Annotated in this window: 21 protein-coding genes; 9 read left to right on the forward strand and 12 right to left on the reverse strand. The window is 36.5% G+C overall.

All coding sequences use genetic code 11. From position 1 onward, the window contains the following. Nucleotides 1-52 precede the first annotated feature (52 nt). Together I3259_RS14655 and I3259_RS14660 are read right to left on the reverse strand one after the other, a co-directional pair. On the reverse strand, nt 53-1,582 hold the full coding sequence (locus tag I3259_RS14655) for a phospholipase D family protein (RefSeq protein WP_238030294.1): 1,530 nt from the start codon (nt 1,580-1,582) through the stop codon (nt 53-55). 215 nt (nt 1,583-1,797) lie between these two features. Further along, nucleotides 1,798-2,808 (reverse strand): Preprotein translocase subunit SecY, encoded by a 1,011-nt coding sequence (locus tag I3259_RS14660; protein WP_238030295.1) that lies wholly within the window; start codon nt 2,806-2,808, stop codon nt 1,798-1,800. Between the two features lie 587 nt (nt 2,809-3,395). On the opposite strand from I3259_RS14660, the gene I3259_RS14665 reads away from it, so the two are divergent. The 3 genes from I3259_RS14665 to ansB all read left to right on the forward strand — a co-directional run bounded on the left by I3259_RS14665 (nt 3,396) and on the right by ansB (nt 5,295). Continuing rightward, on the forward strand, nt 3,396-3,704 hold the full coding sequence (locus tag I3259_RS14665) for a hypothetical protein (RefSeq protein ID WP_238030296.1): 309 nt from the start codon (nt 3,396-3,398) through the stop codon (nt 3,702-3,704). Nucleotides 3,705-3,761: 57 nt separating this feature from the next. Continuing rightward, nucleotides 3,762-4,013: a hypothetical protein gene (locus I3259_RS14670; protein ID WP_238030297.1), complete on the forward strand. Its 252-nt coding sequence runs from the start codon at nt 3,762-3,764 to the stop codon at nt 4,011-4,013. A gap of 214 nt (nt 4,014-4,227) precedes the next feature. Beyond that, nucleotides 4,228-5,295 (forward strand): L-asparaginase 2, encoded by a 1,068-nt coding sequence (gene ansB, locus I3259_RS14675; protein WP_238030298.1) that lies wholly within the window; start codon nt 4,228-4,230, stop codon nt 5,293-5,295. Between the two features lie 90 nt (nt 5,296-5,385). On the opposite strand, the gene I3259_RS14680 is transcribed toward ansB, so the two are convergent. Then, nucleotides 5,386-6,165: a thioredoxin domain-containing protein gene (locus I3259_RS14680; RefSeq protein ID WP_238030299.1), complete on the reverse strand. Its 780-nt coding sequence runs from the start codon at nt 6,163-6,165 to the stop codon at nt 5,386-5,388. A gap of 268 nt (nt 6,166-6,433) precedes the next feature. Here I3259_RS14680 and aphA point away from each other — a divergent pair, with 268 nt between their 5' ends. Further along, the gene (gene aphA / locus I3259_RS14685) at nt 6,434-7,153 is read left to right on the forward strand and encodes an acid phosphatase AphA (protein ID WP_238030300.1); all 720 of its coding nucleotides are present in this window, start codon (nt 6,434-6,436) and stop codon (nt 7,151-7,153) included. Between the two features lie 38 nt (nt 7,154-7,191). On the opposite strand, the gene I3259_RS14690 is transcribed toward aphA, so the two are convergent. Next, nucleotides 7,192-7,524: a DUF3392 domain-containing protein gene (locus tag I3259_RS14690; protein WP_238030301.1), complete on the reverse strand. Its 333-nt coding sequence runs from the start codon at nt 7,522-7,524 to the stop codon at nt 7,192-7,194. A 244-nt stretch (nt 7,525-7,768) separates the two neighbouring features. On the opposite strand from I3259_RS14690, the gene arfB reads away from it, so the two are divergent. From arfB to I3259_RS14705, 3 genes are all read left to right on the forward strand, one after another. After that, nucleotides 7,769-8,182 carry an alternative ribosome rescue aminoacyl-tRNA hydrolase ArfB gene (gene arfB / locus I3259_RS14695; RefSeq protein WP_238030302.1) on the forward strand — a complete coding sequence of 138 codons (414 nt, stop codon included), beginning with the start codon at nt 7,769-7,771 and terminating at the stop codon, nt 8,180-8,182. Between the two features lie 130 nt (nt 8,183-8,312). Beyond that, the gene (locus I3259_RS14700) at nt 8,313-8,762 is read left to right on the forward strand and encodes a hypothetical protein (protein WP_238030303.1); all 450 of its coding nucleotides are present in this window, start codon (nt 8,313-8,315) and stop codon (nt 8,760-8,762) included. 91 nt (nt 8,763-8,853) lie between these two features. Further along, nucleotides 8,854-9,741, forward strand: coding sequence for an aspartoacylase (locus I3259_RS14705; RefSeq protein ID WP_238030304.1), 888 nt, complete (start codon nt 8,854-8,856; stop codon nt 9,739-9,741). A 90-nt stretch (nt 9,742-9,831) separates the two neighbouring features. On the opposite strand, the gene I3259_RS14710 is transcribed toward I3259_RS14705, so the two are convergent. The 4 genes from I3259_RS14710 to I3259_RS14725 all read right to left on the reverse strand — a co-directional run bounded on the left by I3259_RS14710 (nt 9,832) and on the right by I3259_RS14725 (nt 13,500). Beyond that, the gene (locus I3259_RS14710) at nt 9,832-10,584 is read right to left on the reverse strand and encodes an ABC transporter ATP-binding protein (RefSeq protein ID WP_238030305.1); all 753 of its coding nucleotides are present in this window, start codon (nt 10,582-10,584) and stop codon (nt 9,832-9,834) included. 1 nt (nt 10,585) lies between these two features. Continuing rightward, a complete protein-coding gene (locus tag I3259_RS14715) occupies nt 10,586-11,629 on the reverse strand; it encodes an iron ABC transporter permease (RefSeq protein ID WP_238030306.1) in 1,044 nt (347 codons plus the stop codon). Continuing rightward, complete coding sequence (locus tag I3259_RS14720) at nt 11,626-12,783, reverse strand: ABC transporter substrate-binding protein (RefSeq protein WP_238030307.1); 1,158 nt, start codon at nt 12,781-12,783, stop codon at nt 11,626-11,628. The genes I3259_RS14715 and I3259_RS14720 overlap by 4 nt, the downstream gene beginning before the upstream one ends. 246 nt (nt 12,784-13,029) lie before the next feature. Next, complete coding sequence (locus I3259_RS14725) at nt 13,030-13,500, reverse strand: hypothetical protein (RefSeq protein ID WP_238030308.1); 471 nt, start codon at nt 13,498-13,500, stop codon at nt 13,030-13,032. Between the two features lie 371 nt (nt 13,501-13,871). On the opposite strand from I3259_RS14725, the gene I3259_RS14730 reads away from it, so the two are divergent. Continuing rightward, nucleotides 13,872-14,471 carry a nuclease-related domain-containing protein gene (locus tag I3259_RS14730; RefSeq protein WP_238030309.1) on the forward strand — a complete coding sequence of 200 codons (600 nt, stop codon included), beginning with the start codon at nt 13,872-13,874 and terminating at the stop codon, nt 14,469-14,471. A 292-nt stretch (nt 14,472-14,763) separates the two neighbouring features. Then, nucleotides 14,764-15,876 (forward strand): NADH:flavin oxidoreductase, encoded by a 1,113-nt coding sequence (locus I3259_RS14735; protein WP_238030310.1) that lies wholly within the window; start codon nt 14,764-14,766, stop codon nt 15,874-15,876. 72 nt (nt 15,877-15,948) lie between these two features. Here I3259_RS14735 and I3259_RS14740 read toward each other — a convergent pair whose 3' ends face one another. The 4 genes from I3259_RS14740 to I3259_RS14755 form a co-directional block, all read right to left on the reverse strand. Then, entirely contained in the window at nt 15,949-17,136 is a 1,188-nt protein-coding gene (locus I3259_RS14740; protein WP_238030311.1) for an EAL domain-containing response regulator, read from the reverse strand. 1 nt (nt 17,137) lies between these two features. Beyond that, on the reverse strand, nt 17,138-21,070 hold the full coding sequence (locus I3259_RS14745; protein ID WP_238030312.1) for a transporter substrate-binding domain-containing protein: 3,933 nt from the start codon (nt 21,068-21,070) through the stop codon (nt 17,138-17,140). Between the two features lie 20 nt (nt 21,071-21,090). After that, nucleotides 21,091-22,698: a response regulator gene (locus I3259_RS14750; RefSeq protein WP_238030313.1), complete on the reverse strand. Its 1,608-nt coding sequence runs from the start codon at nt 22,696-22,698 to the stop codon at nt 21,091-21,093. A gap of 295 nt (nt 22,699-22,993) precedes the next feature. Further along, on the reverse strand, nt 22,994-24,847 hold the full coding sequence (locus I3259_RS14755) for an ABC transporter ATP-binding protein (protein WP_238030314.1): 1,854 nt from the start codon (nt 24,845-24,847) through the stop codon (nt 22,994-22,996). Between the last annotated feature and the right edge of the window lie 153 nt (nt 24,848-25,000).

Genomic DNA, 25,000 nt, shown 5'->3' on the forward strand with positions numbered 1-25,000 from the left:
AGGCGCTCATTGAGCGCCTTTTTTGTTACTATTTTATAATTATCTTACTGATTTATAGTTGTTTCTCTATCGGTAATACACCGGCCGCCCAAGCGCCCATTTTAAGCCAAATGCTGCTGTCTGGCTCTGATGTATACTGCTTGCCCGTTGCATCATCATTCCATACGATGTCACCATTTTCGTCTAATGATAAACGGTAAGCATCTTTAGTTAGGGAGTTACTGATCGTGTTGTAAACTTCACCCGAGAATTTAGGTGAATCAACAATCACGCCTAACTCTGTATTTAAGTATGCAGAGCGTGGATCAAAGTTAAATGATCCGACGAAAATTTTAGATTTATCAAGAATAAAGGTTTTCGCGTGCAAACTTGTACGAGAGCGACTTAGCCATTTGTGTTTTGTTTTATGACCGGGTTCAACTTTTACTTCGTATAATTTAACACCACCTTCTAGCATGATTTTACGGTATTTAGCATACCAGCCGTGTACAGCAAAAACGTCATTAGAAGCTAATGAATTGGTAACAATAGTAATGTTTTTGCCATTTTTTGCCGCTTTAGCTAACTCTTTTGCACCTTCTTCTGTTGGTACAAAATACGGTGAAACTAAGAAGAAATCATGCTCTGCTTTCGCAATCATCTCTGATAGCTTATGTAATAATAAATCATCTTTACTATTAGCAATTTTATACGGTGTATCGTAAAGCAGTTCTGCATCTGTCCAATATAGCGGTAATGCTTCGTTCATTAACTGTTGTACCATCGGGTGGTTTTTTAACGAACTTGCATAGTCTGACGTCATGTACTTAAGCTGGGCATCTTTCCACTGTGCCAGTTGTTCTTTCGTAGGCTCATGCGCTGATGAGACTAAGGCTTCAATAGGAGTTGCAGGTTTACTGTTCCAGTATTCATCAAATTGACGTGCGAATTGTGGGATCACCTTACCTAGCATAATAAGATCAAAGTCACCGAATTCTACATCACTATTGGCAGAGAAATATTCATCACCAATATTACGTCCACCTGTAATAGCAAAAACACCGTCTGCAATAATCGCTTTATTATGCATACGGCGATTTAAGCGATCAAAGTCTGTTAAGAAACTTAATGGCTTGATAGTACGGTTTGAAAATGGGTTAAATAAACGGACTTCAACATTTGGATGAGCAGACAGACTTGCTAATGCCTGATCGTCACGATTTTGCATATCATCAAGTAATAAGCGGACACGTACACCACGCTCAGCTGCTTGGTATAAATACCATGTTAATAGTCCACTTGTCGCATCATCTCGATAAATATAGTACTGAACATCCAGTGTTTTTTGTGCATGTTCAATAATGGCTAAACGAGCAAGTAACGCGGCTTGACCATCACCAAGTGGATAGAAACCTGTTTTATCTGGATGAACACTCGTATAAGGCAAAGAGCTTTGGTACAGGCTAGTATTGAAATTATCAACATTTGAATAGCTTGTTTGCTTTTCTGTTGATAACGGTTGAGCACAACCTACAAGGGTAAAGATACCTGTTGCGATAACAGTGCGAGATAACAGTTTCTGATAATGTTTAATACGGATCATGAATAGGGTATTGAAAGTAAATGTGGCTGAATTCTACAGAGGAATAATGGTGTAAGCTGTAATTAATAACACGTTATGTGATCATTTTCTTATTTTATAGAATTAAGTATAGAAGAAGTGTAACAAAGTAAGAATTAATTATCATCTAGGTGAAAAAAAAGCCCGAAATAGTTGAGTATTTCGGGCTTATTTCTAAAGCAAATAGATCATATTGATTAATCAGCAGTCGCTGTAATACCATGCCATTGATAGTGATTATTTGGTTTTTTACTCACAATACCTTCATCTAGTAATTGTTTGAAAATACTATCAACTTCATCGGTTGAGATATTTAAAAACTTACTCACAGCACGTTTACTGCAATTTACTTTGTTGTGGCTAAGTGCATCAATGGCTTGTTCATAAGGCGTTTTCGGTTTTTCTGGTTCAACCACAATTTCTTCAGCTTCATGTACTTCAACTTCGGATGTACCAATTGTTGAAGGGTCAAAATGCTCTAGCAGTTTGGGCTGGTCAAAATCATTGTATCCAGCCATTTCTAACACTTTGTTATGGCGATATTGATGACGGAAACGATTCTCTTCACCGATCAAGCCAACAAAAAATGCAGCAAAGAAATCCAGTAATACAGAAAGAAAAACCACTAAGCCTAACTGTGCAGATTGGGGCGAAATCTTTAATGTAGCGGCAAGGCTATCGATTAAGCCTAGTACTGAACCTTGGCTGACAACAGGAATACTGTCTCGTTGCATTGCAAGTGCTTGTTGCTGTTTGCGTAACTCATCATTCTGTTTTTGAATACGAGATACACCTGAAGCAATACGTTCCATTTGAATATATTTTTCAGCAGCGACATTGTTAAGATCAATTTGCTTTTCAATCGCATCAATTTGCATGTTAAATGCATTGATTTTGCTTTGCTGAACATTAACTTCACTTTGTGCTTTATTCGTTGCACTGTTAATACCACCAATAGAGCCACCAATCGAAATTGCGGCAAGTACAGCATAAAAGGTAAAAGCTGATAGGGTACCAGTATAGTTACGACGTGCTTTTCGCTCGCCAACTTCATACCACGCAAAGAATTTACCTAATTCAAAGATAACGGCTAATCCACCAAAGAGAAATTTCATCAATGGATCGTCATCAATGGAAAGGAATAGCAGCAGCGAGAAGATAATAGAGGCGAGAATAGCTGCACCTGTGAAACTATAAACTGTCCACATCGCAAAAAAACCTTTTGGGTAGCGGATGTGACTTTTCTGATCGTAAAGCATAAATTAAGTCTGAGTAATGAGCGTTTGCTCGCTTGTCGTTACTAACGCCAAGCAAAAAAAGGGTCTATAGGATACCTTAAAAATGCTCTCATCCCTTATAAAACCTAGCTTGTTACGTTTTTTCGACGAAAATTTACACACCGCTTTCATTGCTGTTTAAAATGCCATCAATGAGTGATTACAAACTAAACATAATCTAAGGTTAAATAAGATTGTCGTACAAAACTGTTTAATATTTAACATGATGTGTTGCGATTATTTCTGGCTTGATGATCGAGCTTTCATCCCTGTCCGATGTAAATAAATTCATATTGAATGAGATAAATTGTCATTACACTGACAAAGATATGTAGCGATATTTGAATAATACGAGTAATAAATTAATCACGGGTAGTTTTGTGAAATATCAACCACAGTCGAATGTGATGGGAAGCATCGATCAACAGGTTAGGGATAACACAATACCGATTTATTATACCGAGAGAGAACGCGTTATGTATGAGCGCTTAGGACAGTCCTATGCGTGGTACAAAATTATGGATGACGAATTATCGGTTATTGAGCAAAAGTGTCTAAGTGCTTTTTATGATGCTTGGCCACAATTAGAAAAGTTTGGTTTTCAAAATTATAAAGAAATTATTAGCAATAAAGTACATGTTCAATTTGAAATTGAGCGTATTCAAACGAAATATCCAGCGTCAGATAAACATCAATTCTCTATAAATAACTTATTGATGCAACGAGACTTATTGTTTTCTGAGTGGTTAAGAGCAAAAAAATCTTTAGAGTATATAGAGTCTGAAAAAGCGTATCTGCGTGCGGTTAAAGATATCGCTCATAATTAATTTTGTAAAAAGCTGACCTATACTTATTGTTAATTTAACGGTTAAGAAGGGTCAGTGATGTTCTTTACCAGCGAACATAAAATGACAAATGAAGAGCAATTTTTCATTAAGTCACAGTATATGGGGTGTAATTTACCATCTAATTTACAATTACACCTTGCTTTAATTTATGTTGATAATCAAACATTCCAATGTGTTTGGGAAGCAGAGTCACTTGATATGGTTGAGCATTATGTTGAGGCTCAATTAGCAGACTGTTGCCAGAGTAGTTATTTCGAAGTTGATCCTTTCTCTGCTATTGGTGCTTAAATGCATGCTGTTAATATAATGATATGTTGTTTTAATGTGATTAATTAAAATATAACGTCTTATTATTGTTAATAATTATATCGTGTTATTTCTTTGTGTGATGAATGTCGAATTGTCATTTATATGAAGAGTGACTTTCTACGCAAAAATACCTCTCATTAATAATTACTCTCAATTTATAAATATTTTGTAATATATATCGAGAGAAGTAGTAATGAAAAAGAATTTAATTTGTTTAGGTATGCTAGTTGCTGGTTTAAGTTTTCAATCATCCGCTTTTGCTCAAGGTACAGAGTTACCGAATATAAAAATATTAGCTACTGGTGGTACGATTGCAGGTGCAGGGCAATCTACGACAGGTAGCGCTTATACGTCAGGGCAAGTCGGTATTGACGCTCTTATTAATGCAGTACCTGAAATGACAAAAATAGCAGATATCAGTGGAGAGCAAGTCGCGAACATTGGTTCACAAGACATGAACGATCAGGTATGGCTGACACTAGCTAAGCGCGTGAATGCACTCTTAGCGAAAGACGATGTTGATGGTATTGTTATTACACATGGTACTGATACCATGGAAGAAACGGCTTATTTCTTAAACTTAACTGTGAAGAGTGATAAGCCGGTAGTATTAGTGGGGGCAATGCGCCCATCAACTGCCATGAGTGCAGATGGACCAGTTAATTTATATAACGCAGTGATCACCGCTGCTGATAGTGATTCTAAAGGTCGCGGTGTTTTAATGGCAATGAATGATGTAATTCTGGATGCGCGTGATGTCACTAAGACCAGTACGACAGCTGTCGATACATTTAAATCACCTAATTTTGGTGAGTTAGGCTATATCCATAATGGCGATGCTGTGTATCAACGTAGTCCTGAGCGTCATAATACCAAAGATTCTAAGTTTGATATTTCGAAAGTAGACACTTTGCCTAAAGTTGGGATTGTTTATAACTATTCCAATGCTTCTGATTTACCAGTTAAAGCGCTAATAGACGCTAAATTTGATGGTATTGTGAGTGCCGGTGTTGGTAATGGCAATATCTATAAAGGTATTTTTGAACAACTCGCAAAAGCAAGTAAAGACGGAATCATGGTCGTCCGTAGCTCTCGTGTACCTACTGGTGCGACAACACTGGCAGCAGAGGTGGATGATAGCAAGTATGGTTTTGTTGCATCTGGAACCTTAAATCCTCAAAAAGCGCGTATATTACTAATGTTGTCGTTAACACAAACACACGATTACCGCGAAGTACAAAAGATGTTTCAGTATTACTAAACTCTTTGTTTGAATTTTGTATATAAAAATTTAGATAGTAAAAAGCCAGTCTTCCTGACTGGCTTGATACTCGCTTAATAACGTACTGAATTATTTAGCGTTACTTTTTACTGCCGCAATGGCATCTTTTAGACCCTGAGGATCATAGCCATTAATAATGTGAACATTGTCTGTGGTTACATTGTCTGTAGGCATAACAATGAGTGCAGGTGTGCCTTGAAAACCTAATTGGCTAAATAGTTGGAAGTTGTCTTCAAAACTATTGTTAGCATCAAATTTACTGATATCAATTCCCAACTTAGCTGCAATATCATTAATATCTTGTTTGGTTAATTTTCCTTCATCTTTACCTGAGGCAAAGACAGCATTATGATATTTACTGTAAACATCACTGCCTTTATGAGCAAAAATCCAGTTACCCATATCTGCCGCATATTTTGATGCTTCCCAACGTGAGGCAAAGATTGGCGTTTCTTTGAAAATGAATTTCACATCAGGGTTTGCAGCTTCAAGTTGTTTCACGATAGGTGAAATCTTAGAGCAGAACATACATTGGTAATCAAAAAACTCAATAACGTTTACTTTTGCATCTTTAGGACCAACATATGGTGTTTTATCATTTTTAACAAGTTGATCAGCATATGTTACGACAGTTTGCTTGGCTGATTTCTCCTGTTTTTCCATTTGTTGTTTCTGCAGTGTTTCTGATGCTTTTACTAAAACTTCAGGATGCTCAATAATATATTGGCTTGCGATTTTCTCAATTTGTACTTTTTGCTCAGGGCTAAAATCTTTATTGTTTACTGCTGTTGTTTCATTACAACCAGCTAATAGTGCAGTAACCATAAGAGGAAGAATTAGTTTTTTCATGTTATCTCTATACGTTAGATAGCGTATTTATTATTTACAATTAGATGTTATTAATCATGAATGTAGCCTGAATCAAATTGTTAAATATTATTCAGTTTATTCGTTTATACATAAATAAGAGTAACTGTTATTTATTAGTTATTTAATTGAATCATTAAAAAGTAAATCTTATATTTCATTTGAAATCGAATTCATTGTGACATATTGCGCAGTTTTATTGTTAACTAACCTTTAAATTGAGCGCATTTAATCAACAGGGATCTTATTTATGAATAAAAAAGTAACATTATTAGCCGTTAGCTCTTTATTTGCATTATCGACACTTTCTACTACGGCTTGCGCAGATCCTAAAGTTCCTGCTACTGATCCTGGTTACAGTACAGTTCAAATAATGGAAATGGGACAACCAAAAGATGTCCATTGGACTTCAGTAGAACAAATTGCTGAAAAGTTAAAAGGCAAACCACCAATGGCGGTCGGCTTTGATATTGATGACACTGTATTATTCAGCACGCCTGGTTTTTACCGTGGTCAGCAAGAATTTTCACCGAGTGCATTTTCATACCTACATGATCAGAAGTTCTGGGATAAAATGAATTGTGAATGGGAAAAATTTAGTCTACCAAAACAAATAGGTAAAGAGTTGATTGCTATGCACCAACAACGTGGCGATCAAATTTACTTTATTACAGGGCGTACACCATCAAGCTGTGAAATTACTACTCAATACTTAAAAGATGTATTTGGTATTAAAAATATGCATAAGGTGATATTTGCAGGTTCAAGCAAAACAGAGTTTACTAAAACACCATATATAAATAAAAATAATATTAAGCTGTATTATGGTGACTCTGATGGCGATATTATTGCTGCTCGTAAAGCAGGAGCTGAAGGTATTCGTATTATGCGCCCAGCTAATTCAAGTAATCGACCGATTGCCAAAAATGGTGTATTCGGTGAAGAAGTTGTAATGAACTCACAATACTAATAATTTTCATACAAAACAGCGACTATTATGGCCGCTGTTTATACATGTTTATTCCGTTGTGCCCAACAGCCAATAAATATAAAAAATACAGTGATAACACAAATTGATAAATAGTTAGGGATATTTAAAAGTTCACGATATACCCAAGGTGATAAATTTATAATTAAAAATCCGTAGCCAAAGGCATTGACGAAAATAAACACAATAGTTCTAATAATAAAATTATACCGAGATAAGTGCCGACGTAAAAAACGATTAAAATCTCCACCGAAAACAACCAATAAACAAGCAACAATAGCGGTTGATATATCATCTAACCAAGGACGAATTTCGTGTCCTAAATCAGATAAAAGACGAACAATAAGATCCATGTCTATTTGCTTTCCTACTAAACAATGACATTTGAGAGTAATTCTCTTGATGATAAAAAACTAGGGTAGCGGTGCGAACTTGCAAAGAAGATCACGGCACAGAAATATATACCTAAGTCTTCTCAAGATGCAGTATTCAAAACCTTGTCACGACGTTGAGTTCAACGGACTATTTACTATTGCTATATAACGATTTAACGCTCTCTATGATAAAATTGACGTAAGAAAAGCAGAGAGTAAGTACATGTTAGTTATTTCAAATTCAGTTCAACTTGCCGATTGGGAAATAGAACTTACCGCTATCCGAGCTCAAGGAGCTGGTGGTCAGAACGTCAACAAAGTTTCTAGTGCAATCCATTTACGGTTTGATATCAATCGTTCATCATTACCTGGTTTTTACAAAGAACGACTTTTAAAACTATCTGATAGCCGTATCACAAAAGATGGTGTCATTGTTATTAAAAGTCAACAGCATCGTACTCAAGAGATGAACCGTGACGAAGCGTTAGCACGGTTAAAATCGCTTATTCAAGGTGTAATGACAACGCAAAAAGCGCGTAAAGCAACGCGCCCAACCAAAAACTCACAGGTACGCCGTGTGGATAAGAAAACCCAACGAGGAAAAACAAAAAATCTTAGGGGAAAAGTGAATTTTTAATCAATATTAATGTGACCTTTACAGCATAAGTTTCTGAAAAGCAGTGACATTATGATACGTAACCGAATATCTTTGCTATCAATAGCGTTGTAAATTCTTTATTGCAGTTATTTAATATTGGGTGGCAGGGATGTTCGAGAAAAAAACACTTCAACTTTTACAATTGTTTTATCGTGAAACAGAGCGTGTACGTTTATTCGGTTTAGCCGAGCTCCCGCCATTAGCTATTGAACAGCAACAACAAATGAATTTATGGCTAGAAACCAAACGTAATTTTGAACGCAATGAAATTGTCGATCAGGTGTGGATAAAAAGCTGTAGTGCTGGGTATATAACAGAGTTAAGACTGCATGATGATGGCACTCTTGATGAATATACACTATTTAATCGTCTACACACCACTGGCTATTGGGAACTCGTCGATGGTGTGATAGAAATTGAAATTAAAAAAGCAGAAAATATTTATCGCTTCGCTGTGTTTGCTAATCGCCACGTTAATATCCATTCTGCCATTGAGTACAAAAATGGCGAGCTGCATTCATACCTAAAATTGGCTCAAACACGACCTATAAAATTCTAATCTATAGCTTTTTGGTTGATAAAATAAACTGGTATCGACGTATATTATCAGTACACTGGATGTAAGAGTTTGGATATTAGGAAGGTCAAGGATGAGTAAGATAAATAAAGTTGCAGTTGTTGGTGGTACTCACGGTAATGAATTTAGTGGTATTTACTTACTCAAAAAGTGGCAAATTGATCCCCAGCAATTAGCACGTGAGAGCTTTTCTGTTGATACTGTATTTGCAAACCCAAAAGCATATGGTGAAAACAAGCGATATGTTGATCATGATCTAAACCGTCAATTTGGTATTGATGATCTCGCAAATAGTGAACGGACGAGTTATGAACAAACGCGCGCTAAAGTAATAAATCAGCAAATTGGGCCCAAAGGAAGCGCAAAGAGTGATTTTATCATCGACTTGCATAATACCACCAGTAACATGGGTCCTTCGTTAATTTTATTACAGTCAGATCTATTTAATCGCCGATTAGGGGCTTATGTAAAGTTAAAAATGCCAAAAGCAGTGGTGGTATTTGAAGATCATACTTCTGTTGATGAACATTTATTTCTTTGCTCAATTGCTAAACAAGGTGTGATCATTGAAATAGGGCCGCAACCACAATCGGTTATACGTCAAGATGTATTAGATTGGATGGAAGCGATGACAAAACATATTTTGGATTTCGTTCATTTAAATAACACCAATGAAGTGCCTGAACTGCCAGCAAATTATGACGCTTACCGTTATGAAGAAACCCTTAAGCTTCCAGAAGATGAACAGGGTGAGCGAATTGGCATGGTTCATCAATCGGTTCAAGATAATGACTTTGAACCGCTGCGCTCTGGCGATCCTATTTTCACCTTGTTCGATGGCACAGAGATTTTCTGGGAAGGGGATTATGAAGCGTACCCTCACTTTATTAATGAAGCCGCTTATTATGATAATAATCTTGCGATGTCATTAGGCAAGAAGATTGTGGTATCAACAAACTAGTACTTAGCCCATATCCTAAGTGATCAAATACTTGCCCGTAACAGACGCATATCGTTCTGTTACGGGCTTTTTAGTTGTTACTATTATTCTTTAATGGGTTGTTTTCATGACCACAATAGGGGTGTGATCAACCATAATGATATGTGAATCAACATTAAATACCGCAGAAATAAGCTCACTCGTTACTGTAGTTTTAGGCGAGCCATAGTCGAATAATTTGCCGTTATGTAGTACCGCAATATGGTCGGCATATTGAAGTGCCAAGTTAAGATCGTGGATCACCATAATTACACATGCCCCCGTGCGTTTAGTATAGGAGCGAACATAATTGAGTAATCGCAATTGGTTTTGCATATCAAGTGCTGATGTCGGCTCATCTAACAGTAATACTTTAGGTGCGTTTATTAGCGCTTGAGCAAGCCCTACCATTTGGCTTTCACCGCCAGAGAGCGCAAAGCATTGTTTATTAGCGAGATGTAAAATCCCCATATCTTTTAATAAGAATAACCCTTGCTCTGCACTTTCTTTTTTCGCGATCAAAGACGTTGAGTGAATGTTCATTGTCGTGATCAATAACTCAAGTACCGTGACGTTTGCGTGGATACGATGCTCTTGCGGTAAATAGCCAATATCTTTTAGCGACAGCGGTTGTTTAAGGTATCGAATTTGTTCGGGGTGTTGTTTAAGCAGTGCTGTCATTTGGCGTAAGAGTGTCGATTTACCTGCACCATTTTTCCCTATCAAGGCTACCATTTCGCCACAGTGGATAGTGGGCAGTGTTAAGTCTTTTAATACCGACTGTTTGCCAAATGTCACTGTGATATTGTTGATATCAAGGCTCATGCTAGCGTCCCCCTTGTTTAATCACAAGAAAGATAAAGAAAGGGATCCCAACAATAGACATTACAACTGTGAGAGGCAAAATGATCCCAGGCATAATTGCTTTACTCGCAATAGAGGCTAACTCTAGTAATACCGCTCCAACTAAAAATGATGCGGGTAAGAAGAAGCGTTGATCTTCACCTAAAACCATACGTGCAATGTGCGGCGCAACTAGACCTACAAACCCGACTGCGCCAACAAATGAAACCGAGATAGAAGTAATAATTGAGACTAGCACTAAGGTCTTCATACGTAGACGCTTGACGTTAATTCCCATCGATTCTGCACGTTCTTGTCCCATTTTTAATGAAGATAATCGCCAAGCATCTTTCATCATAATGATTAATACAATGGGTAACAAAATCAGTAAGAAAACAATTTTTCCCCAGCTACCGCGATCCAGTGAGCCCATTTGCCAGAAGACTAAAGTTTGCAATTGGGTTTCGCTGGCAATGTATTGCATCATGATCAGCAAACTGTCATAAGCAAACATAACGGCAACACCAAATAACATCACACCTTCAATTGAAATACGCTTTATCGACGAAATACCTGCGATCAATAACGTTGTTAATAAACACATAATGAAAGCCATTACAGCTATTTGATATTGCGCAGGGATAAAGGGTAGAGCAACAACATTAGTGATAACTAAAGAGGCCCCGAACCCAGCCGCAGCTGAAACGCCAAAGGTATAAGGATCAGCCAATGGGTTATGCAATGTTGTTTGCATTTGTGCACCCGCCAAGGCTAATGCTCCCCCAATAAAAGGGGCCATCAGTGACATTGGCATGCGTATATCCCACACAATCACTCGGCTAGCGATAGCGCTTTGGCTAGGTGAAAAAATTGCTTGTATCACTTGTGAAAAAGAGAGACCTTGTGAGCCAATAAGCACATCAACAATGACACATAACACACTTAAGATGGCAAGACTGATCAGTGCGATTTTTTTATTACGAGAACGAATATGATGGGTTCTCAATTCGACTGTAATGCTGTTCACAGGTCCATTGCCTTAAAGTTATTTTGCCCAAACAGACCACTAAGATGACGGTCACCGAATTTAAGGTTCATCTCTTCAAATGTCTTTTCTGGTTGTAGCTTTGAAAAAAGTGAAGGGTGTAACCATTTTGCAAAATACTCAATCGCCACTAAGTTATAAGGCGAGTTATAAAATGGCATATAAATCGAATAAACATTCTTTTGTTGATACGCCGTTAATGCTTGTAACCATGGTCGATTCATCAAAGCGGTGGTCGCTTGTTTAATTGCGTCATGGTTAGGAGAGTAACCAAGAGGAATACCACTCGTTGCCTTACCGTCATTGGTGATCCAACCGGTGGTTTGCATAATATAAACATCAGGCTGTGAGGTAATGACGGTCTCTGGTGACATCTGCCCAGTTTCAGAACCATCAAGTGGTGCTATCGCAATATTTTCAGCCTTAAGCATTGGGATGTAAGCGCCCATATTACCATTAGCAAAAGTACGGCAGCATGAATCACTGTAACCCGCAGCTCTTTCAATAAACACTCGCGGAGTCGGTGTGTTTGGGTGTTGTGCAAGTGTATCTTTTATCGCATTCAAGTGACTTGTATAGTATTTGGCGAATGCATTGCCTTGTTCTGAACGGTTAACAGCATCAGCGATAACCTGTACTGATTTCACGGTGTTTTTTAGTGGCTTTTCACGGAAATCTACAGTTAATACTTTAATACCAGCATCATTGAGCTTCTTCAATAAACCTTTATCTTGAGCCAATTTAAGATTTGATAGATCAACAATAAAAAGATCGGGCTTCGGTTTTAGATTAATAAAACGTTCAACATCAAATTCTCCTGATTTAATAAGACCAATAGTCGGAACATTTTTTAGTGAGGGGTATTGCGCAATATAACTGGCATACATGCTAGGCGCTGAAACTCGCATATCATCTCTTGCTGCAACAAGGTGTTTTGCTGCCTCTTTTTGATAAATAATTTCTAGCAATGGAAAAATACGACTGGTTGAAAGTGCAATGTTTTGAGGTTGGTGATCAAAGGTAACATGTCTGCCTGCAACATCTGTTACTGTGACTGGATAGGTGTTTGCTAAGGCGGCATTGGAGACGGTTAAACCCACAGTAAGAGCAATCAATGTTTTTATAGGCGTTTTCAAAATGGTTATCCTTAAAAATTTTCGCCAAATAATAATGATAATAATTATCGTTATAAATATATTTTAGTGAGAGATAAGGATCCATTACTGAAACGTAATGATATTAGTTATCGTTTTCTTTGTGAGTTGTTTATTTAGAAGGGAGATATCTGGTAAACATTTAGAGGGAGAAAAGAATCCAAGATAGTGGTTATTTTAGTGATAGAAATTGTTTCTTGGACTCTATATTGCTATTTAACCTTCTGATCACAGTGCATTTACTGCAGAGGTAAAGCCATCAGCGGATAAATTAAAACCTGCAATATCAACGTAGTTTTTAGTTTGAAACAGGTCAAGAACTTGCGACATTTGCACACCATTATTGCTGGCATAAGCATAGGCAGTACAAGTGCAGTTGGTTGGATCAAAGCTGGTAGAGACACGCAATAAGGTTTGTTTAGCAACATTATAATTACTGAGCGCTGAAACATATTTCCAACTGTTACATGCACTTTGGCTAGAAGGCATATGGTCAATAAAGTCGATACGTGTTAGTTGATGTGAGCCGCTACTAAAGTGAAACACATAGCTTTGATTACCAAAATCGGTTTGGGTAAGCAACTCACTTTTAGATGGAACTGCTTGATAAGTATTGTGTTGAGTGGTATCAGCAAAAGCATTAGGCAGACTAAAAATAGAAAAAACAAGTGCAACAAGTGAAGTAGAACGCTTAAACACAGATATGACTCCGCATGGCTAGATTATAATTAAAGATTAATAACATGCCTTTTAAGCATTCGTAGTGCAAATGTTTTTATATAAACCTTCGGTATAATTAAATTCCATTTGTAGTAATAGAAGTAAAATATAAATAATACTCAAATAGTTGTATTCCATGATTTGTATACAGAGATGTATATGTAACGTGATGTGAGTTTTGCAATATAATTTCAGGTGTATTAAACCGTTACATTTTTGAGCTTTTAAAAGAGCCCATATACTGCCATATTTTTGACTTAGTATTTTATCTCTAAAAACGTTAATTTTATAAATTAAATAATGTTAAACAGAGTTTTGATCGTTCTTACTGGGAATGGATAACCTAATTCATGGATATGACGACAATAATATTTAATGCTCTACAGCCTTTATTTTGGATTATTCCAGTTGTTTTTATTCTGTTTGTTATAAAATCGCCGTGGTTTAAGGGCCGTGCGGGTGAATTAATTGTTCATTACCGTCTGAAAATTTTGTCGGCAAAGCATTACAAAGTATTAACTAATGTAACCTTACCCACTGAAAATGGGACAACTCAAATTGATTACCTTGTTGTTTCTCAATATGGCATTTTTGTGGTGGAAACAATAAATATAAAAGGGTGGGTTTTTGGCGGGACATATCAGCCGATGTGGCATCAAGCATTGGTTAATCGTTCATCAGTATTTAAAAACCCATTACACCAAAATGAAAAACATATTAAGACACTTCAACATTTACTGGGTGTTGATGAAGCAGTATGCCATTCTACTATTGTTTTTGTCGGTGATTGTGTTTTTAAAACCGAGATGCCTGATAATGTAGTGAAATCGGTAAGCGCAATGATGCGTTATATTCGTACATTTAATACACCGTTATTTACAGAGCAGCAGTTACAACAATGGGTTACAAATATCCAAGGAACATCACTGAATCCAGATCTGTGTAATTAACGATCAGACCACAATACTATGATACTTTCAAAATAGTGATGGTGCTTTGTCTTGCATGTTCTGAAAATAAGTGGGTATTGCGTTTTTAAGCCAAATAATTACTTTTACGTGCTACAGAACTGCCTTTAACTTAATCCAGATTAAAGTTTTCACCTGTCTTTATCAGTAATATCCTCTTTATCTGTTCAAAGTTGACAGATATTAAACAAAGAATAGTTCCCTATGCGTATAGCTGTTCTTTCTTGTTCTTCAATCTGATGATAAATCATAAAAAGATGTAAGAGGCTTCACCTTGAGTAATTTGTTTTCTGCAACTCACATTAGTTCGATGACGTTAAAAAACCGCTTTGTACGCAGTGCAACGTGGGAAAATATGGCGACAGAAGAAGGGCATATGACAGATAAGCTTTATGCTATCTATGAAGAGCTTGCCAAAGGTGAGGTTGGCTTAATTGTCACGGGTTATGCCAATATTGTAGAAGAAGAAAAGCCGAATGCGGGCATGATGGGGATGTATAACGATTCTTTTATTGAAGAATACAAAAAGCTAACAGAGCTTGTACATCAGTATGATTCAAAAATTGTCATGCAGTTAGCCTATGGTGGTACGAAAACAACGTATAATCTTGGCGAACGTGTTATTTTTGCGCCAAGTGCAGTGTGTGAAAAAAGTACCCAAACATTGGGTAAACCAATGACACAAGAAGAAATTGATTACATCGTTGATGCATTTGCACAAGCAAGCTTGCGTGCTCAACAATCAGGTTTTGACGGTGTAGAAATTCATGCGGCGCACACTTATTTAATTAATCAGTTTTTAAGCCCTTACTACAATCAACGTGAAGATCAGTACGGCGGCAGCCTTGAAAATCGTATGCGTTTCTTAATTGAAATTTACGATGCGATCAGAAAGTTAGTAGGTAACGATTTTCCGATTTTAGTGAAATTAACCGCAACAGAGTTTTTTGAAGGTGGATTAACTTTTGGAGAAACGCGTGTTATTTGTAAAAAACTGGAAGAGATTGGTGTTGATGCCATTATTATCTCAGGCAATATTCATGGTAAAGCCGATACTATGGTTGGTGAAGTACATGATGGTTATGAGATTCAAGCTGAAGGTTACTTTAGCGAATATGGCCGTGTGGTAAGTGAAGAAGTTAATGTACCAGTAATGACAGTTGGTGGCCTAAGTAATTACTGTGCAATTGAAGCTCTTGCTGATAATACCAATATTGAATTGTTTGCGTTTTCACGTCCGCTACTGACGGAGCCACAACTGATCAAACGTTGGAAAGAGGGTGATCTTAGCGATGTTGAATGTGAGCGTTGTTCTAAGTGCCGAACACGTCGTGGTAATTTTTGTGTGACATCTAAAACACGAAAAGCTGAAATTGCAAAGTTGTAATCTGTAATTGAGCGATAAAGAGTTAGTGTTTCTAATAATAGCAACACTAACTTCTTATTTCTGCGGCGGGAGTTATAGCAAGTGAGGCGCTTTTTGTTGCCATTGCTGAAACCAAGTATCAATACTGCTGTAAGGCATTGGTGGAGAGATAAAATATCCTTGTGCTTGTTGGCAATGCATGTCCTGTAATCGCTTCCATAAAGCAAGGCTTTCAACACCTTCAGCTACCGTGACTAAGTTTAAACGTTTAGTCAGTAATAAGCATGATTCCACAATTGCTTCTGCAGTAATGCTTGTTGGTAATGCTTGAATAAATCCAAGATCCAGTTTAAGTGAATTGAACGTTAATGTTTCTAACTGCTTAAGTGAAGAATAGCCTGTTCCAAAGTCATCTATAGATAAAACAAAATCATGCATACTTAAACGTGACGCCGATTCTATCGCTTGCCCTACTGACTCAAACACATCAGATTCTGTGAGTTCAAAATAAAGCCATTGATTTAAATCGTAATATTGTTCTTTTAGTTTCAATACGCAGTTGATGAAATGTGGATCAACCAATGTCTTAGATGAAATATTAATCGCAATTTTCCGATTATGAAAATATGAACGATAGCAAATAACGTAATTAATAATGAAAAGAGCCAATTGCTTTTCTTTATTATGCGCCATGATTTGATCAATAAACTGATAAGCAGGCACCGTACCATATTCAGGATGAACTAACCTAATGAGTGCTTCACATGCAATCCAGTCACCGGTTTCAAGTGAGACAATCGGTTGAAAGTGAGGAACAAACCAATGTTGTTCAAAAGCTTGATCGATAAACGCAGCATCTAATTTAATATCTGATGATGGAATGAGATCAGGCAATGCATTAGTTTGCTTGGCTGTTTCGATTAGTGCACTTATTTGCTTTAAACAAGTGGGTTTGGGGAGTGTACCTAATAAATTGAGCTTATAGTTAATACACATTTTTTCAACGCTAGATAAGATATCTTGCTTTAATGCGCTTGTAATAATGATAGCGCCTTTAAATTGTTGCTTGGCTATATGACCAAGAAAGCTAATGCCATCCATTTCTGGCATATTTAAATCACACAATAATAACTGAGGCTGGTATTGCTGCATGATGTTTAATGCATCAGCACCATTTACAGCGCAATGAATTTCATCATTAACAGGATCGATGATACGAGCTAACTGTGTGGTTAGCACTTGACGTTGAAAATTATGATCTTCAATCAAGAGTATACGCATGTTAGTGAGCCTTTAGGTTTGTGAACTGTTGATTTAATTGCTTAATTAAAACGGTTAAAGATGCATAGTGGTGTTGCAGGGTATCGATATTATGCTGTTGAATGTCTTTTTCAACATCGATACAAAAGGCATCAAGCTGATGGAATGTCATTACGCGTGCAGCACCTTTAATTCTGTGAATAATTAAACTGACTAATTCAATGTTTTTTGCGTTAATCGCAGCGCTCAATTCATACTGATCTTGAGAACAAGATGTGAGATATTGTTCAAGGAGTATATAAGTTGTTTCACGATCACCAAAAATATCAATAAGCTCGTTAATATCGATCAAATCCATCGTGTTTTTATTATCAAGATTATCTGTCACTATATGAACATCTTTTAACGTGACATTGTCACTATTGATGCTTGGTAGCCATTGGCTTAGCACTGCGTTTAATTCATCTAATGTGATAGGTTTAATTAAGTAGGCATTAAATCCAATTTCTTTAAAAAACTCTTCGTTAGATAGTGCATCTGCAGTTAATGCCAATATAGGAAGAGGCTTTGCATTTATTATCTGTTCTTTTTTACGAATGGCTTTAACCAGTTCAAATCCATCAAGCTCTGGCATATGGCAGTCTGTTAGTAGCAGATCATATGAATTATTGCTTAATGCATCTAATGCTTTTTGACCGTTATCTACAATATCAACGGCATAATTAAGTAGTTCTAGTTGTTGTTTTAGGATCTGCTGGTTTATAGGGTGATCTTCTGCAACCAGAATGTAGCGTCCTTGTGCAATAGCTTGCTCGTAAGTAAGCGTAGATTTTTCCTTAAGATTTAATTCAGGAAATGTTGAGTTTCGATTCGTTTGTTTTGCTAACAACCGATAAAGCACGTCCGGCAGTAATGGACTAAGAGAAACGCTATAACTATCATTCGTATTTTGAGTTAAAAAATGATCCGGTGAAATGATAGTAATGACGTTAATTGACGGTAAGTTTGTTATAAACCATTCTTCATTTATACCGTGTTCAATAAGCCAACTATCTCTTACGATAATCGTATTGATTTTTTTCGTGAGTATAATTGTAAGTAACTTCGCTTTATTTGATTCCATAATTTGACAAGAAGAACACTGCCATGCGTCTAAATATTGGTCTAAATATTGGTCGTAAATTCCACCAATCAAACCACAATGTTTGTATAGTGGTGTAATCATCTTCTTTTCTATAATTGGAAAAGGAATGGTAACGCTGAACGTTGTACCAATGTTTATATCGCTTTTAGCTACAATTTCCCCTTTCATTAGTTGGGCTAACTGATAACAAATGGATAGACCAAGCCCAGTACCACTAAAACGACGATTACTACTTTGTTCAACCTGTACAAAAGGCTGAAATAAACGCACCAGATCTTCTTGTTTTATGCCAATACCCGTATCTGTGATTGAAAATGTGAGCGTTTGGTGTGAGGCTGATTCTTGGATCATATCAATGGCAAGATGGATATTGCCTTTTACAGTAAATTTAATTGCGTTATTAATGAGGTTGTTAAGGATTTGTGTTAAACGCACTTCATCAAAACATAAATAATGTGCAATAGCAGGATCGAGCCATAACGTTAATGTGATTTCTTTTTGTTGAGCATGGATAGAGTGGGGTTGTACTAACTCGTGAATAATATCTGAAATACTATGTTTACTCGGGTTAATACTAAGCTTACCAGCTTCAATTTTAGAAAAGTCCAATACATCATTAACAATGTTTAATAAATTACGTCCAGATTGCGATAAGTTATGATGAATTTGGCGTAGTTCAGTTGCTTTTGCATATGGTTCCATTAATTCTAATAGACTCAAAATACCACTGATTGGTGTACGGATTTCATGACTCATCATTGCTAAGAAACGTGATTTGGATTCAGTGGCCGCTAATGATTGTTCATTAGCCTTCATTAACGCCACTTGTTGTTCTTTTGTTTGTGTAATATCTAAAATGATAGTATTCCACTGCCATCCATTTTCAACTTCTGATATTTGGCAACGCAGTTCTATCCAACGAGGTTTAAATGTATGGCTATGAATTTGTAAGTTTGTGCTCCAATAGCCAACAGAAACGGCTTGTTTCATGGCTAAATATAGCGTTTTAAAGTCTTCACGCTGCTGCAAGATATTAATTAATAAGGCAGGCTCTTCATATAGCTTAGATGCATTATAATCAATGAATTGGTTTATTTTTTCGCTAATAAATAGAAATTCAATATCAAATGGATTTGCACTCTTTTGTAGGTGTTGAATTAAAATACCATCAAAATTATTGGTTAAGTAAGTGAGTTTTTGTTCCGCATTTTTACGTTGAGTGATCTCTCGTCTTAAACGACGGTTCCAATAAATAATCACAGCGATAATACTGGTAATGACAATGGCTACTGTTAAAGCCCAGCCAATCATTTGGTTGTAATTAACATCTGATTTTATAGTAATGGATTGCCACTCTCTGAGATTATTGTATAGATTCTCTTGTGGTAAAGTTAAAATCACTTTATTGATGATATTTCTTAATGGGAAGTTATCATGATTTACCGCGAACTTAATCGAGCGCTGGTGGTTATCTAACTTACTTGGTACAACTTTTAATTGACCAAGAAATGCATTTTGTAATAACAGATGTGCTTGACTGAGTGATATAACAGCGTAATCAAGTTGATCATTCATTAGTGCGCTTAGCATTTCATTGTTAGATGAAAAACTAATGGTTTTATTTCTCGGATAAAGATTATTGGTAAGACTTTTGACAAACGCGGATTCAAGCACGCCAATACTGTTCTTATGCGTAATTCTATGACTATTTTGTTTTGAAATTTTATTTACAATTACCCAACCTTCCTGACTGTAAGGCATACTGAAAAGAAGTTCTTTTTTACGTATTGGAGAAGATGCAACTGCACCAACAATATCTATTTCCCCTTGAGCCAACATTTCCTTCGCTTGGCTATAGTTATTAATATGAATGAATTGATAATTAACCCCTAAGCTATCTTTTATTCTTTTGGCAATACCTTCAACCTGTAGATAAAGAACGTCATCTTCTTTTGGGCAATGATTATCAAATTGATATCCAATTTTTAGCGTGGTTAAAGATTTCAAAACGGTTTTTTCATTGAATGTGAGTTTAGCGCTCGTTGGATTTTCTAGAAGGGCGATCTGATCATTTGTCAGCCATTTTTCGTAAAGCCAATTTGTTTCAGTTTTTGATAATGCACTAATAGCAACATCAAGTTGTTTGATTAGTGCGCTATTTCCTTTAGCACTAGCAATATGTATTTGCTCTAATGGCATTTGTTCAATAGTTGTTACTTCGAGTGGCACCGAAGCATTATTGTTACTAAGTAGCTTATCTAAAATGATTGAATTACCGATATAGGCATCTGCCGCACCTGTTTTTACAGCATTAAGAGCCATTTTTGAATTTGGCATTCTAAGTACGTTAATACTCTTTCCAAGCTGAGGAATGAATCTATTAACGGCACTGTTTTCTTCAATTGTTATTATTTTATTATCATAATTCAAAAGGATATTTGATGAAGAGTAGCTAATCATAGCGTATGGAAAAGCCAGTAAAGCTTTGCTAAATGCAAATGTCTTTTCTCTTTCTATACTTTTACTCACACCCATCGCAATATCAAGTTCATTGTCTGCTAATGACCTTAGTAGCTTTTCTGGAGTATCGTAAACAATATTCTCGACGCTATACCCTAAATTACGAGCAATAATTTTCATAAAATCAGGTAATAGACCAACAACTTCGTTCTTATTATTGATCGATGAGAGTGGTGACCAATCGAGTGAAAGGTAACCTGCTTTTAATACTGGTTTTTGTGTGTCTTCGTGAGTATTAGCCCAAGTTAATGAGCTGATAAATATACTTATCAGTAAGGTTAGGTGACGCATTATTAGATACTCATCAACGTTTAATAAAATGACAGAGGCTTGTTAAGTGCTGTGTGTTTATTTTTTAAGGTCTTGTACCATTCAGGTTTAATATCTTGTGATTCAAAAACCCATCGAGCTTCTATGATGGTATTTTTTTCAGCGTCATATAAATTGAGGTATCCACGAGCAAATAGCTCCACGATGCAACGCGCTAAAGTGATATCAAAACGGTAGAGTGGCCATAATGTGATCAGTAATTTACCAGCAGTCGCAAACTGTTTTTGCTTCACTAACTGTAAGGCGTAATTATATTCTGCACATTTATTCTCATTAATTTTGGCTGTCTGTGCTTTTAGCCACATTTTTTTTATGACGTTATGTGGGTCATTCGGCTGTAAATTTAAAATCTCGGTTAATTTCTGCACAAACTTCATGATGTAACTATGCATTGAAAGCTTAATTGCAATACTAAGTGCAACAATAAGAAATTCGCTAGGTAACACATTGTTTTCATGGTGTTCTGTGTAATTTAAAGCATTCATAAATTCACGATACGCAATCAAAGTGGAATTGTTTTCAGTTGCTTGATAAGCCTTTAATAAGTACACATAAGCACGTTCATGTTTAGTGAGCTTTTGCTGTTGATTAATAGAACCCCATAATTTCTCGACCGATTTATTTTTTTTATTATGCTGCTGTAACTGTATCCAAACGAGAAATGCGTAGTACTGCGGTTTATCCCAAATAGAAAAACGCAATGAAAAACAAGCTTCTCTAATATGACGCTCGATCTCAGTATCGTGTTGTAAGCAAAACTCAATCCAAATTAGACCGAATAAGCGATAAAGATTATTACGACTTACTTTATGCGCTGCTAACCAAAACTCATAGCCTATGCTTATACGGTTTTGTTTTAATGCAGAGCGAGCTTTAAGATCTAATAACGTAAGGTGCTGTTGCGGGCTAGATGAATTGATTGACGAGAGTAATGGAGTTAGCTTGTCAAACTTATCTTGCTCTAACCATAATTGCGCTAATAATAATTTAGCAGGCACATAGTCATTTTGTTGAAGTAAACTATTTAGCATGACTTCGATATCGCCATAACTTTCCATTACCTTATTAAGCAATAATCGTTTAGCTAAGGTTGTTACACTCGACCAATATTTATCACAAGAAGAGTAGTTTTCAATAAACTCTTGCACACCTAGCCAACCTTTTGATTGGTAAGTATTAAATACACTATCTTCAAATTTATGCTTATTAAAATGTACATTTATGCGAGTTGTTAGTGTTTCTAAGCGAAATGGCTTAATTAAATAGTCAGTAGGTTGGTATTCAGAAAAACCCATCAAAATAGATTCTGAATCATCTGCTGTAACAATAAAAATTAATGGATGATGAGTAATCAATTGATTGTGATGAATGCGTTCAAGTAATTGAAGGCCAGTACTACCAATGCCTAAATTAAAATCAATAAAAATGATATCGAATACATTGCGTTGGCAAAGTTTTATTGCATCTTGTGCATTGGATGCAAAATAAATTCGTTGTGCTTCGAACTTCGCTTTCAACAGGATTAATTTAGTTGTTTGTTGAATAATTACACTGTCGTCGACAATAAGAATTGATTGACTATTCACCATATAAGCTCAGAAAAGGAAAATGCATTTAAATTTAGCAAAGGGAGCAGGATGATAGTGGCTAATTAAATAACCAACAAATATTCTTATGTAACAATATGTAACCTATAAAAAATGCCATTTTAACCTAGTTATTTTCATGAGGAATGGCTGTTATTAATAGGCGTTTAAACGTTAACTTAAGAAGAGTTATATAAAAGCGGTAGTGTTCATGAATGCTGATAATCTTATTATAAAAAAGAGGCCGCTAAGTTAACGACCTCTTTTAATATCAATAACGCATGGTTTAAGTTAATAGTTAACTTTCAGTGGCAAGGTGATTATTTTCTTCGCCAATGAAGCCACCGGTTTGATGAGCCCATAACTGAGCATAAATGCCTTTCTGATTGATGAGTTCTTGGTGTGTTCCTTGCTCAATAATTTGGCCTTTATCTAATACGATAAGACGATCCATCGCTGCAATAGTGGATAAACGGTGGGCAATCGCAATAACGGTTTTGCCTTCCATTAATTCAACCAAACTTTCTTGAATCGCGGCTTCTACTTCAGAGTCCAACGCGGAGGTTGCTTCATCTAAAATTAAGATTGGTGCGTTCTTCAATAATACACGGGAGATAGCAATACGCTGACGTTGACCACCTGAAAGTTTAACGCCACGTTCACCAACCTGTGCATCGTAACCAATATTACCAAACGGGTCTGTTAACGTTTCGATAAACTCATGGGCATGTGCTTGTTTGGTTGCGGCAAATAGTTGATCGTCGCTGGCATCAGGATCACCATAAAGAATATTGTCTTTAATAGAGCGGTGAAGCAAAGACGTATCTTGTGTAACCATACCAATTTTACTGCGTAATGAATCTTGCGTAACTTTCGCAATATCTTGACCATCAATGCGAATATTACCGCCTTCTAAATTATGAAAACGTAATAGCAAGTTAACTAATGTTGATTTACCTGCGCCAGAGCGACCAACCAAACCGACTTTTTCGCCGGGTTTAATATTCAACGAAAGGTGATTGATAACATCTTTATTTTCGCCATAGTTAAAACTCACGTTATCAAATTCAATGCCGCCATTTTGCACTGCTAATGGTTTAGCGTTAGGCTCATCTTCAATTTCAACTGGCTTAGAGAGTGTTTTCATACCATCAACAACGGTACCCATATTTTCAAATAACGCACCGACTTCCCACATAATCCACATTGACATGCCGTTAATGCGTAGCGCTAAACTAATCGCAATAGCGATTGCACCAATTTGAATGGCACTGTGCATCCATAGATAAATAGAAAGGGCAGAAATAGAAAAAAGTAACAAGTAATTAGCTAATTGAACGCAAATATCAAACCCAGTAACCAAGCGCATTTGATGATGAACCGTTGCAAGGAATCCTTTCATCCCTTTTTCTGCATAATCGGTTTCACGTTTACTGTGGGAGAATAATTTGACTGTTGCAATATTGGTATAACTGTCAACAATTCTTCCTGTCATGGTTGAGCGGGCATCAGCTTGCTCTGCTGCGACCTTCTTTAACTTAGGAACAAAGTGAATTTGAATACCAATATAAGCGATTAACCACGCCAACATAGGTAACATCAATAGCCAATCAGCTTGAGCAAGAATCACTAGCATCGAAGTAAAATAAACAGATACGTAAACGAAAACATCAGCTGTTTTCATTACTGTTTCTCTTACTGCAAGAGATGTTTGCATTACCTTTGTTGCAATACGTCCGGCAAAGTCATCTTGGTAAAACGACAGGCTTTGTTTGAGTAGATAACGGTGGGCTTGCCAACGAATTGACATTGGGTAATTACCCAATAAAGTTTGGTGTGATAACAGGGATGAAATCAACACCAATAGAGGCATGACAATGAGTACAACCACTGATAGCCAAATCAGCGCGGTCCCGTTTTCAGCTAAAAATGTTTTAGGATCACTGGCTGCCAGCCAATCGACTAACTTACCCATAAACCCGAAAAGTACAACTTCGATAATAGCAACAATCGCACTGAGTAATGCCATGCAAAGTAATGGCTTTTCAAATCCTCGAGTGTAATAGCGGCAAAATGCAAAAATACCTTGGGGTGGTTGTGTGGGCTCTTGCTTTGGAAAAGCGTTAGTGAAACCTTCGAAGCGTTTGAACATAGTTCACCTAGTCAGTGTTTGCATTAGATTGTTAGCTGTGGAATAACGCGCTCATCAGAAAATGGGGATTAAATATGATTTATGATTGAGCGTATTACAGTAAAACCGTACGCATGGCAGTTAATAATTTAAACACTTGCAGTGTACGAATTA

Source organism: Photobacterium sp. Ph5 (assembly GCF_022129445.1).
Classification (GTDB): domain Bacteria; phylum Pseudomonadota; class Gammaproteobacteria; order Enterobacterales; family Vibrionaceae; genus Photobacterium.

Bases quoted from the DNA above. Each gene is read 5' to 3' on its own strand.
- I3259_RS14655 (WP_238030294.1), bottom strand. From the start codon at position 1,582: ATGATCCGTATTAAACATTATCAGAAACTGTTATCTCGCACTGTTATC.
- I3259_RS14660 (WP_238030295.1), bottom strand. From the start codon at position 2,808: ATGTGGACAGTTTATAGTTTCACAGGTGCAGCTATTCTCGCCTCTATT.
- I3259_RS14665 (WP_238030296.1), top strand. From the start codon at position 3,396: ATGGATGACGAATTATCGGTTATTGAGCAAAAGTGTCTAAGTGCTTTT.
- I3259_RS14670 (WP_238030297.1), top strand. From the start codon at position 3,762: ATGTTCTTTACCAGCGAACATAAAATGACAAATGAAGAGCAATTTTTC.
- ansB (WP_238030298.1), top strand. From the start codon at position 4,228: ATGAAAAAGAATTTAATTTGTTTAGGTATGCTAGTTGCTGGTTTAAGT.
- I3259_RS14680 (WP_238030299.1), bottom strand. From the start codon at position 6,165: ATGAAAAAACTAATTCTTCCTCTTATGGTTACTGCACTATTAGCTGGT.
- aphA (WP_238030300.1), top strand. From the start codon at position 6,434: ATGAATAAAAAAGTAACATTATTAGCCGTTAGCTCTTTATTTGCATTA.
- I3259_RS14690 (WP_238030301.1), bottom strand. From the start codon at position 7,524: ATGGATCTTATTGTTCGTCTTTTATCTGATTTAGGACACGAAATTCGT.
- arfB (WP_238030302.1), top strand. From the start codon at position 7,769: ATGTTAGTTATTTCAAATTCAGTTCAACTTGCCGATTGGGAAATAGAA.
- I3259_RS14700 (WP_238030303.1), top strand. From the start codon at position 8,313: ATGTTCGAGAAAAAAACACTTCAACTTTTACAATTGTTTTATCGTGAA.
- I3259_RS14705 (WP_238030304.1), top strand. From the start codon at position 8,854: ATGAGTAAGATAAATAAAGTTGCAGTTGTTGGTGGTACTCACGGTAAT.
- I3259_RS14710 (WP_238030305.1), bottom strand. From the start codon at position 10,584: ATGAGCCTTGATATCAACAATATCACAGTGACATTTGGCAAACAGTCG.
- I3259_RS14730 (WP_238030309.1), top strand. From the start codon at position 13,872: ATGGATATGACGACAATAATATTTAATGCTCTACAGCCTTTATTTTGG.
- I3259_RS14740 (WP_238030311.1), bottom strand. From the start codon at position 17,136: ATGCGTATACTCTTGATTGAAGATCATAATTTTCAACGTCAAGTGCTA.
- I3259_RS14745 (WP_238030312.1), bottom strand. From the start codon at position 21,070: ATGCGTCACCTAACCTTACTGATAAGTATATTTATCAGCTCATTAACT.
- I3259_RS14750 (WP_238030313.1), bottom strand. From the start codon at position 22,698: ATGGTGAATAGTCAATCAATTCTTATTGTCGACGACAGTGTAATTATT.
- I3259_RS14755 (WP_238030314.1), bottom strand. From the start codon at position 24,847: ATGTTCAAACGCTTCGAAGGTTTCACTAACGCTTTTCCAAAGCAAGAG.